Origin of the sequence: Rhizobium sp. PRIMUS64, from assembly GCF_023006465.1 — a bacterium.
Taxonomy (GTDB): Bacteria; Pseudomonadota; Alphaproteobacteria; order Rhizobiales; family Rhizobiaceae; genus Rhizobium; species Rhizobium leguminosarum.
Window position 1 is genome coordinate 1 of sequence record NZ_JALBGX010000192.1, and the last position, 9,910, is coordinate 9,910.

Genomic DNA, 9,910 nt, shown 5'->3' on the forward strand with positions numbered 1-9,910 from the left:
CAAGGGCGGGCTCGGCTCGGCCAGCGCCGTCAGCAGCACCGGGCATCGCGTTGCGGCGATCGTCGCCGTCAATGCGCTGGGCTCCGCAACGATCGGCGACGGACCGCATTTCTGGGCGGCGCCTTTTGAAAAGGATGCGGAATTCGGTGGGCTCGGCATGCCTGATGTGGCCGACCACCGGATGCGGCTCAAGGGCATGAACACGCCGGCAACGACGATCGGCGCTGTTGTGACCGATGCGCAGCTGACGAAGGCCGAGGCGCACCGGCTTTCGCTCGCCGGCCATGACGGCCTCGCCCGAGCACTGCTGCCGGCGCATCTGCCGCTCGACGGCGACACCGTCTTTGCCGCTTCGACGGCCAAGCATAGAAGAGACGACATGGTGAGCCTGATGGAGCTTTGCCACCTCGCGACCATCGTCATGGCCCGGGCGATTGCCCGCGGCGTCTACGCCGCGACCGCCCTTCCGGTCGAGGGCGCGCAAAAGGCCTGGCGCGACCGCTATCCGAGCAGCGGCTGATTGAATAGGGTCAGACTCTCTACAGATCAATATGCCGAATGGCGGAGAGACGTGAATGCAGATCCGGGCGCTGATGTATTTCGACGAGCTGGTCAGGACCAATTCGATGCGCCAGGCGGCCGAGAATCTCAATGTCGCGCCGACGGCGATCAGCCGGCAGATCGAGAACCTCGAATATCATTTCGGCGCGCCGCTCGTCGAACGCAGCGCCCGCGGCGTCAAGCTGACGGCCGCCGGCGAACTGCTTGCTGCCCGCGCCGGCCGGACGCTGCGCGAACTCGATCACGTGCAGCAGCTGATCGAAGATCTTAAAGGCCTGCAGCGCGGCCGTGTCAGCATCTATGCCAATGGGGCGACCGTCGCCAATCTGCTGGCGCCGGCGCTTGCCGAATTCAGCCTGAAATATCCGAAGCTGCGCTTTACCGTGACAATCACCAGCGCGCGGCAGGCGGTCGATGCGGTCAACAGCGCCGAGGCGGATATTGCGGTGACGCTGTTTGCGCCACCGATGTCCGGCACCAAGGTGCGGCTGCGCTCCGAGATCGCCTATGATCTCATCGTCACGCCGCAGCATCCGGCCGCCGCGCATGCCGAGATCCCTATCGGGCAACTCGCCGACTACGCATTGGCGCTGCCGGATCAATCCTTCGGCTTCCGCCAGGCTTTCGACGCGCTGTTCGAGAAGGAGGGGTTGAGCCTCGATCCCGTCTTCGTCACCAGCTCGCTCGAAATGCTGAAGGAACTTGTGCTCAGCGGGGCTGCGGCCACGCTGCTGCCAGCGCTGACTGTCCGCCGCGAGATCGAGGCAGGTCAGCTCCTTGCCATTCCGCTCGTCGGCAAGACCGGCATCCGCACCCATGTCGATCTCTGCGTTGCACCGGACCGGCAGCTGTCCTTCGCCGCGACGAAACTGCTCGACTTCATCGAGAGGTTCATGCGCGAGCGCACGAACCGCCGGACCGAGACGAAAGACTGACGCTTCGCGCTTGCATTGCCCGCGGATTTGCGGTGTAGCTTTTTCGGCTACACTGAGCACACAAAATCGTCATTGTGTGTGCACCGGCATAGTGTCACTCTCCTCGCAAAAGGTCTTCGTCATCGACGCGCGGCCAGATAAGGGAACATGATGATCAAGCTTTCGTTTGCGCCTTCAGCGCGTTTCGCCCGGCGGCTTTCGCTCGGTGCTGCGCTTTCGGCCGGCCTGGTGATGACGGCGATGACGCCGGCCGAGGCGGCGAAGACCACGCTTAATCTCGGCATGAGCGTCGAGCCAACCGGTCTCGACCCGACGATCGCAGCACCAGTCGCAATCGGCCAGGTGACCTGGCAGAACGTGTTCGAGGGGCTGGTGACGATCGACCAGGCCGGCAAGATCCAGCCGCAGCTGGCGAAAAGCTGGGAGATCTCTCCCGATGGCCTGACCTATACGTTCAAGCTACAGACCGGCGTCAAATTCCATGACGGTGAGGCCTTCGATGCCACTGCTGCCAAGTTTTCGCTCGACCGCGCCCGCGGCGCCGATTCCGTCAATCCGCAGAAGCGCTTCTTCGCTTCGATCGCCTCGGTCGATACGCCCGATGCCGAAACGCTGGTGCTGCATCTCTCGGCGCCGACCGGCAGCCTGATCTACTGGCTCGGCTGGCCAGCCTCGGTGATGGTCGCACCGAAGACGGCTGCCGACGACAAGACGACGCCAGTAGGCACCGGTCCGTTCAAATTCGCCAGCTGGGCGAAGGGCGACAAGGTCGAACTCGCCAGGAATGCCGATTATTGGAACAAGAATGCGGCCGCCAAGCTCGACACGGTGACCTTCCGCTTCATCGCCGATCCGCAGGCGCAGGCGGCTGCGCTGAAATCCGGCGATCTCGATGCCTTTCCGGAATTTGCCGCGCCTGAGCTGATGAGTTCTTTCGACGGCGATGCGAGGCTGGTCACCAAGATCGGCAATACCGAGCTCAAGGTCGTTGCCGGCATGAACAATGCCAAGAAGCCGTTCGACGACAAACGCGTCCGCCAGGCGCTGATGATGGCGATCGACCGCAAGACGGTAATCGACGGCGCATGGTCGGGCCTCGGCACACCGATCGGCAGCCACTACACGCCGAACGATCCGGGTTATCAGGACACGACCAATGTGCTGCCCTACGACGTCGAGAAGGCGAAGGCGTTGCTCGCCGAAGCCGGCTATCCCAACGGCTTCACCTTCACGATCAAATCGCCGCAGATGGCTTATGCGCCGCGCAGCGCCCAGGTGATGCAGGCGATGTTTGCCGAGATCGGCGTAACGATGAATATCGAGCCGACCGAATTTCCGGCGAAATGGGTCCAGGACATCATGAAGGACCGCAACTTCGACATGACGATCGTTGCCCATGCCGAACCGCTCGACATCGACATCTATGCCCGCGATCCCTATTATTTCAATTATAAGAACCCCGCTTTCAACGCGCTGATGAAGAAGGTCCAAGAGACGACCGATCCCGCCGCGCAGAGTGCGATCTATGGCGACGCGCAGAAGATCCTCGCCGAGGACGTGCCGGCGCTCTACCTCTTCGTCATGCCGAAACTCGGCGTCTGGGACAAGAAGCTGAAGGGACTGTGGGAGAACGAGCCGATCCCTTCCAACGTACTCTCCGGCGTTTCCTGGGACGAGTAGGCGAACAGTTAAGGCGGATTGAGAGGCATGAACGAGGGGAAGCCGCATAACGAACCGTTCGATGCCGGTCGCAGCCCTCCCCGTTCCACATCGAAAGTGTGGCAAGCATGATCTCACTCCTCGCCCGCCGCTTCGCCGGTCTCCTCGTCACCCTCGTCGTCGTCTCACTGCTGATCTTCGCCGTCATGGATCTTCTGCCCGGTGATCCCGCCTCGATCATGCTCGGCACCTCGGCAACACCTGAAACGCTTGCCGCACTGCGCCACGATCTCGGGCTCGATCAGCCGCTGCTGCTGCGCTACGGGCAATGGTTGACCGGCGTGCTCTCCGGCAATCTTGGCAATTCCTTAACTTATGGCGTGCCAGTCGCGGGATTGATCGTCGAGCGGCTGGCAGTGACGCTGCCGCTGGCGCTGATGGCGATTATGCTTTCTGTGGCGATTGCCTTGCCGCTCGGGGTGCTGGCCGCCTCGCGCCGCGGCGGTGTCTTCGACATCATCGCAACGCTGTTTTCGCAGATCAGCATCGCCGTGCCCGCCTTCTGGGTGGCACTGCTGTTGATCATCCTGTTTTCGACGATGCTCGGGCTGATGCCGGCCGGCGGCTTCCCGGGCTGGAGCGCCGGGCTGATGCCGGCATTGCAGGCGCTGGTTATGCCCGCCGTCGCGCTGGCGATGCCGCAAGCGGGTGTGTTGACGCGGGTGGCGCGCTCGGCGGTGCTCGATACGATGCATGAGGATTTTGCCCGCACCGCCGTGGCCAAGGGACTGTCACGCAGTGCAGTGCTGTGGCGGCATATCGTGCCGAACGCGCTGATCCCGATCCTGACAATGATCGGGCTGCAATTCACCTTTCTCGTCGCCGGCGCGGTGCTGGTGGAAAACGTCTTCAACCTGCCCGGCCTCGGGCGGCTCGCGCTGCAGGCGCTCTCCCAGCGCGACATCATCGTGATGCAGGATGTCGTGCTGTTTTTCGCAGGTCTTGTCATCGTGATGAATTTCATCGTCGATCTCTCCTATCTGGCGATTGATCCCAGGATGAGAAAGGCGGCCTGACACATGGCACCGGTCGTATCCACCGCAATCATGAGCCGCCGCCGGGTCTTTAGACTTAGCCGGCGAATGAACCTGATTTCAGGGGCTGTCATCATCGGCCTGCTGGTCACCGTTGCACTGCTGTCGCTTGTCTGGACGCCGCTGCCGCCGGCGAAAATGCAGATCATCCACAAGCTGCAGCCACCGCTTGCCTTCGGCCTGCTCGGCACGGACCAGTTCGGCCGCGATGTGCTTTCGATGCTGATGGCAGGCTGCTGGAATTCACTGTCGATCGCCATTACCGCGGTGGCGATCGGCGGGACGCTCGGCTCGATCGCCGGCATTTCGGCGGCGGCGATCCGCGGTCCTTTCGAGGCGTTGCTGATGCGCATCTGCGACGTCATCTTCGCCTTGCCGCCGATCCTGTCCGCCATGGTGCTCGGCGCCTTTCTCGGGCCGGGGCGGTTCACCGCGATCGCCGCGATTGCCGTCTTCATGATCCCGGTCTTTGCCCGCGTCACACTCGCGACCTCGCTGCAGGCCTGGAGCCGCGACTATGTGACGGCGGCGCGCGCGATCGGCAATACGCGCCTGACCATTTCGCTACGCCATGTGCTGCCGAATATCATGAGCCAGATCATCGTGCATGGCGCGATCCAGCTGGGGCTGGCGATCCTCACCGAAGCGGGGCTCAGCTTCCTTGGGCTCGGCATGGCGCCGCCGGCGCCGACCTGGGGCCGGATGCTTGCCGATGCGCAAACCTATCTGGCGCTCGCCCCCTGGCTGGCGATCCTGCCCGGCCTTGCCATCGCGCTCACCGTCTTCGGCTTCAACATGCTCGGCGACGGTTTGCGCGATCTGCTCGACCCGCGCGAGGCGAGCCGCTGATGTCCTCCCAAGACGAAAAGCCCGAAAGACCATGCCATGACCGAAACCGACCTTACCATTCGCGAACTCAGGCGGCGCTTCACCGATAAGAGCCTCTCCCCTCTCGAATACTGGCTTTCCCTCGAAGGCCATATAGCGGCCTGGGAGCCTTCGATTTCGGCACTCTACCTCTACGATCCGGAATCGGCGCGCGCGCAGGCGAAAGCGTCGACGGAGCGCTGGGCCAAGGGAGAAACGCTGGGCCCCCTCGACGGCATCCCGGTGACGCTGAAAGAGCTGATCGCCACGAAGGGCCAGCCGGTGCCGCTCGGAACGAGGGCAGTGGAACTGAAGCCGGCGGACGCCGACGCACCGGCCGCCGCCCGACTGCGCGAAGACGGCGCGGTGATCTTCGCCAAGACCACCTGCCCTGATTACGGCATGCTTTCCTCCGGGCTTTCGAGCTTTCATCCTCTCAGCCGCAATCCCTGGAACACCGCGCAGAATCCCGGCGGATCGAGCGCCGGGGCTTCCGCAGCGGCGGCGGCCGGCTATGGACCGCTGCATATCGGCACCGATATCGGCGGCTCGGTGCGCCTTCCCGCCGGCTGGACCGGCATCTTCGGCTTCAAGCCGAGCCATGGGCGCATTCCGGCCGATCCCTATTATGTCGGGCGCTGCGTCGGGCCGATGGCGCGCACGGTCGAGGATGCGGCCTTTTCGATGGCGACGCTGTCACGGCCGGACTGGCGCGACGGCACCAGTCTGCCGCCGAACGATTTCAACTGGATGGATCTCGACATCGACCTATCGGGCATGAAGATCGGGCTAATGCTCGATGCCGGCTGCGGGCTTACGGTGGAGGACGAGATCAGGGTCGCAGTCGAAGCGGCGGCGCAACAGTTCGAGAAGGCCGGCGCGACCATTGTATCAGTCCAGCCGGTGCTGACGCGCGCGATGCTGGATGGCCTCGACAAATTCTGGCGGTCCCGGTTCTGGGGCGATATCGCCGAGCTCGACGACATCAGGCGCGACAGCATCCTGCCCTATATCAGGGATTGGGCGATGGGCGGCGCCGACATCAGCGGTGTCGATGCGGTCAGGGGCTTCAACCAGACGATCGAGATGCGCAAGAGCTGCGGACAGCTGTTTACCGAGGTCGACGCCCTGCTTTCGCCGACCAATCCGATCATCTCCTATCCGGCCGAATGGGCATCGCCGACCAACGATCCGGCCCTGCCGTTCGAGCATATCGGTTTCACCGTGCCGTGGAACATGTCGGAGCAGCCGGCCGCGTCGATCAATTGCGGTTTCTCCCGATCAGGGATGCCGATCGGCCTGCAGATCGTCGGGCCGCGTTTCGACGACATGCGGGTGCTGAGGCTGTCGAAAGCCTTCGAGGACTGGACCGGCGGGGTAAGATCCTGGCCGCGACCTCCGATCAGCTGATCGGGCGGCGATAGCCGGTCGGTTGCTCGTAGAGCCAGCCGATGCGCTCGACGGCGGCCGCGAAATTCTCGCGCGCCACCGTCATGCTATGGCCGTTGGCGTGCAGAATGGTTTCCGGATCCTCGAAGACGGCGACATGGCCCTTCCAGAATACCAGGTCGCCACGGCGGATTTCGGAGCGATCGATCGGCTGGCCGAGGCCCGCCGCCTGCAGGTCGGCATCGCGCGGCGCAGCTCTGCCCGTCATCAGCATCGCCAGCTGGACGAGGCCGGAGCAATCGATGCCGAGGCCGGAACGTCCGCCCCAGAGGTAGGGCGTTTCCAGGAAACGGGCGACGATCTCCACGTAATCGGCGCCATCGAGAGCGCCGATCGGCTGGACGTGCTTGGCAAAGATCGCCGTTCCGTCCTCGAGCACGACGTAGCGATTGCCCCGCGCTTCCGCCTCGCCGGCGACGTAGACGCGGCTTCCCATCGACACGATGGCCTGGTGGGGCTTGCGCAGTTCCGGTTCGGGATAGACGAAGGTGCGCTGCACGGTGACGATATGGGTCGGTGCCGGCCTGCCTTCTAAGAGCGCGTCCGCCGCGACATAGCCGACATAACCGTCCGCGGCGGCTTTCACCCAGCACCAGCCGTCGGCGCGATCGAAAACCGTCACATCCTCGCCGAGAAGCAGTTCCGTATCGATGCCGCGGGCAAGGTCCGGTTCAGGGCGCACGGCCAGGACAGGAACGGCGACACGCGCCGGCGCGCCCTTCACAAAGCGCGACGCCTCGACCTTGCCTTCGAGGCCGGCTTCCGCGAGATCAGGCCGGTAGGCATGCAGGCGGCGGTCGAGCATCGTCATTCGCATTCCTTTCAGATCGGCAGCCGGCGGGCCTGATCTCGTATGAGATCGCCGAGCTTTTCCAGGTAAAGCGCACCGCCGACGGTGCGCTTGATGATCACGTTGCGCCGGTCGGCATCGTCACGCACACGGTCGACCAGGCCCATCTCGCCCATCGTATCCAAGGCGCGGGTGATGACCGGCTTGGTGACATCAAGTGTGGCGGCAAGCCCGCGCACCGTGTGCGGCGGCGGCACCAGATAAATATGCAGCAGGATCGCCATCTGGCGCAACGTCAAATCGCGATCGTCGTGGCGGACCTGATCGAGCGCCGCGCCATGCCAGAGCCCCAGCGCCTGCGAGGCGGTCAGTTCGATCGGCACGGCCCCTCCGGAAGATCGTTACGCTAGCGTTCCATTTTCCGGTAGTTGCCATGCACATGCAAGGGGCGCTGGAAATTGCCGCCTGGCAGGGTGAATAAAATTTTAACGATCGGCAGCGAGGCGCAGCGCGTGAACAGGGATCACGCGATGCGCCTCAGCGCTTATTTCTAAAGCATGTTGCGCCAAACTGTGCAGCGGTTTTGCGATACGACATGCGTAAAACAAAGACTTAAAGCGCATGGAGTGGATCTGAGAGATCGCGACGCGCTTTAGCATAGCATCAGCGCAAGCTCTCGCGGATATGGTGAAAGAGCGCGCGGATCGCCTGTGCCTCGCCGCCGCCCGGCGAATGTGGTCGTTCGGCTTGAGCCCAGCCGTAAATGTCGAAATGCGCCCAACTCTTCGCCTTGCTGACGAAACGCTTGAGGAAGAGGGCTGCGGTAATCGCCCCCGCCATGCCGCCGGCGGGGGCATTGGTAAGATCGGCGAACTTGGTGCGGATATCCTTTTCGTAGCCGGAATAGAGCGGCAGGCGCCAGATCGGATCGTCGGTTTCCAGGCTCGCTTCGGTCAGATCATGGGCCAGATTGGCGTCGTCGGTGAAGAAGGGCGGGAGATCCGGGCCAAGGGCAACGCGGGCAGCGCCGGTCAGCGTCGCCATGTCGATCAACAGATCGGGTTCTTCCTCATCTGCATAGGCAAGCGCATCGGCAAGGATCAAACGGCCTTCGGCGTCGGTATTGTCGATCTGGACGGTCAGGCCCTTGCGGCTCCGATAGATGTCGCCGGGCCGGAAGGCATTGGACGAGATCGCGTTTTCGACGACAGGGACGATGACGCGCAGGTCGACCTTCAGCTTGGCGTCCATGATCATCAGGGCAAGCCCCATGACATTCGCCGCGCCGCCCATGTCCTTCTTCATCAGCAGCATGGAGGCGGCAGGCTTGATGTCGAGACCGCCGGTGTCGAAGCAGACGCCCTTGCCGACGAGCGTCACCTTGCGATGGCCCCTCTTGCCCCAGCGCAGTTCGAGAAGGCGCGGCGCATCGGCGCTGGCGCGGCCAACGGTATGGACCAGCGGGAAGTTTTGCTTGAGCAGGTCGTCGCCCGTAATAACCGATACCTCCGCCTTGTAATGTTCGGCCAGGCCACGGAAAACGGCCTCGAGTTGTACCGGCCCCATGTCATTCGTCGGGGTATTGATCAGGTCGCGGGCAAGAAAGACGCCGGCGAGCTGGCGCTTGATGTCGGCGGCGTCGGCATCGCGGGGGATCATCAGCGTCGCCGCCGGCGATTTTTCGGATTTGTAACGGTCGAAACGGTAGCTGCCGAGCCCAAAGCCGAGAGCCAGGCGATTTGCCGTCAGCGGCGCGGTCTCGATGTGCCAGTCGCCGGCCGGCAGCGCACGAGCGAGCCGGCCTGTGATGTAAGGCTGCTCGGATGGATTGGTGCCAAGGCCGTAAAGCGCGCCGCCGAGATGGCCTTCGGCCGTCGGGATCAGCAGCAGCGACCCACTTTCGGCCTTGTAGCCTGCCCGGCGCGCCCAATCGAGCGCGATCGGATCGATCGTGCCGGTCTCGATATGGGCAGGCGTGACGGCAAAGATCGGCAGCGTCAAACCGCCCTTCGTGTTGAAAGGGGTCGGTCTCTCGATGAACTGATAGGGGGCCATGATTGTCCTTCGGCGGTCGTAAGGAATCGTTCCTTAACGGTCTGTTAGGGTTAACAGACTATTGCTGGAGCGAAGATTGCGTCAAACCTTTCCCTGTTCCGCTTCGAGGTCAGGCGCCGATTTCGGAATCCAGGAACGCATCATGCCTGCCTCGCTCACCACATTCACGAATCGTATCCTGCAGGGCGCTGCGGCCTCGCTGATCGTCCTTGCGCTTGCCGGCTGCTCGACGACCAAGGACCGGATGACAACTGGCTCGGTGCCGAAGCTCACCAAGCCGGTTGAAGAGATGGACGCGACGGAGCTGCGCTCGGCGACGGACCGGCTCGGCCAGGCCTATGAAAAGAACCCGCGCGATCCCGTCACCGGGGTCAATTATGCCAATCTGCTGCGCATGAACGGCCGCGACACGCAGGCGCTCGCCGTCATGCAGCAGGTGGCCATTGCCAATCCCGGCGACCGCAACGTGCTGGCCGCCTACGGCAAGGCGCAGGCGGCGG

10 protein-coding genes are annotated in these 9,910 nt (G+C 63.4%); 7 read left to right on the top strand and 3 right to left on the bottom strand.

The genetic code is table 11. From position 1 onward, the window contains the following. From MOV76_RS36380 to MOV76_RS36405, 6 genes are all read left to right on the top strand, one after another. Positions 1 to 520 (top strand): P1 family peptidase (locus MOV76_RS36380; RefSeq protein WP_247266365.1); only part of this gene is annotated, 520 nt, incomplete at its 5' end. A 55-nt stretch (positions 521 to 575) separates the two neighbouring features. Then, positions 576 to 1,496 carry a LysR family transcriptional regulator gene (locus tag MOV76_RS36385; protein WP_028731791.1) on the top strand — a complete coding sequence of 307 codons (921 nt, stop codon included), beginning with the start codon at positions 576 to 578 and terminating at the stop codon, positions 1,494 to 1,496. 150 nt (positions 1,497 to 1,646) lie between these two features. Continuing rightward, on the top strand, positions 1,647 to 3,176 hold the full coding sequence (locus MOV76_RS36390; protein ID WP_247266366.1) for an ABC transporter substrate-binding protein: 1,530 nt from the start codon (positions 1,647 to 1,649) through the stop codon (positions 3,174 to 3,176). 107 nt (positions 3,177 to 3,283) lie between these two features. Beyond that, positions 3,284 to 4,231 (top strand): ABC transporter permease, encoded by a 948-nt coding sequence (locus tag MOV76_RS36395; RefSeq protein WP_028731792.1) that lies wholly within the window; start codon positions 3,284 to 3,286, stop codon positions 4,229 to 4,231. A gap of 3 nt (positions 4,232 to 4,234) precedes the next feature. Then, the gene (locus MOV76_RS36400) at positions 4,235 to 5,098 is read left to right on the top strand and encodes an ABC transporter permease (protein WP_247266367.1); all 864 of its coding nucleotides are present in this window, start codon (positions 4,235 to 4,237) and stop codon (positions 5,096 to 5,098) included. 36 nt (positions 5,099 to 5,134) lie between these two features. Beyond that, on the top strand, positions 5,135 to 6,526 hold the full coding sequence (locus tag MOV76_RS36405) for an amidase (protein WP_028731794.1): 1,392 nt from the start codon (positions 5,135 to 5,137) through the stop codon (positions 6,524 to 6,526). On the opposite strand, the gene MOV76_RS36410 is transcribed toward MOV76_RS36405, so the two are convergent. From MOV76_RS36410 to MOV76_RS36420, 3 genes are all read right to left on the bottom strand, one after another. Continuing rightward, entirely contained in the window at positions 6,519 to 7,376 is an 858-nt protein-coding gene (locus tag MOV76_RS36410; RefSeq protein WP_028731795.1) for an NlpC/P60 family protein, read from the bottom strand. The two genes, MOV76_RS36405 and MOV76_RS36410, sit on opposite strands and share 8 nt — an antisense overlap. An 11-nt stretch (positions 7,377 to 7,387) precedes the next feature. Continuing rightward, entirely contained in the window at positions 7,388 to 7,738 is a 351-nt protein-coding gene (locus tag MOV76_RS36415; RefSeq protein ID WP_003544522.1) for a MarR family transcriptional regulator, read from the bottom strand. A 280-nt stretch (positions 7,739 to 8,018) separates the two neighbouring features. Beyond that, complete coding sequence (locus MOV76_RS36420) at positions 8,019 to 9,410, bottom strand: M17 family metallopeptidase (protein ID WP_247266368.1); 1,392 nt, start codon at positions 9,408 to 9,410, stop codon at positions 8,019 to 8,021. 142 nt (positions 9,411 to 9,552) lie between these two features. Between MOV76_RS36420 and MOV76_RS36425 the strand changes: the two genes are divergently transcribed. Beyond that, on the top strand, positions 9,553 to 9,910 hold a 358-nt coding region (locus tag MOV76_RS36425; protein ID WP_247266369.1), incomplete at its 3' end, for a tetratricopeptide repeat protein.

What these genes read in the sequence shown, in the direction of transcription:
- MOV76_RS36385 (WP_028731791.1), top strand. Translation starts at nt 576, where the DNA reads ATGCAGATCCGGGCGCTGATGTATTTCGACGAGCTGGTCAGGACCAAT.
- MOV76_RS36390 (WP_247266366.1), top strand. Translation starts at nt 1,647, where the DNA reads ATGATCAAGCTTTCGTTTGCGCCTTCAGCGCGTTTCGCCCGGCGGCTT.
- MOV76_RS36395 (WP_028731792.1), top strand. Translation starts at nt 3,284, where the DNA reads ATGATCTCACTCCTCGCCCGCCGCTTCGCCGGTCTCCTCGTCACCCTC.
- MOV76_RS36400 (WP_247266367.1), top strand. Translation starts at nt 4,235, where the DNA reads ATGGCACCGGTCGTATCCACCGCAATCATGAGCCGCCGCCGGGTCTTT.
- MOV76_RS36405 (WP_028731794.1), top strand. Translation starts at nt 5,135, where the DNA reads ATGACCGAAACCGACCTTACCATTCGCGAACTCAGGCGGCGCTTCACC.
- MOV76_RS36410 (WP_028731795.1), bottom strand. Translation starts at nt 7,376, where the DNA reads ATGACGATGCTCGACCGCCGCCTGCATGCCTACCGGCCTGATCTCGCG.
- MOV76_RS36420 (WP_247266368.1), bottom strand. Translation starts at nt 9,410, where the DNA reads ATGGCCCCCTATCAGTTCATCGAGAGACCGACCCCTTTCAACACGAAG.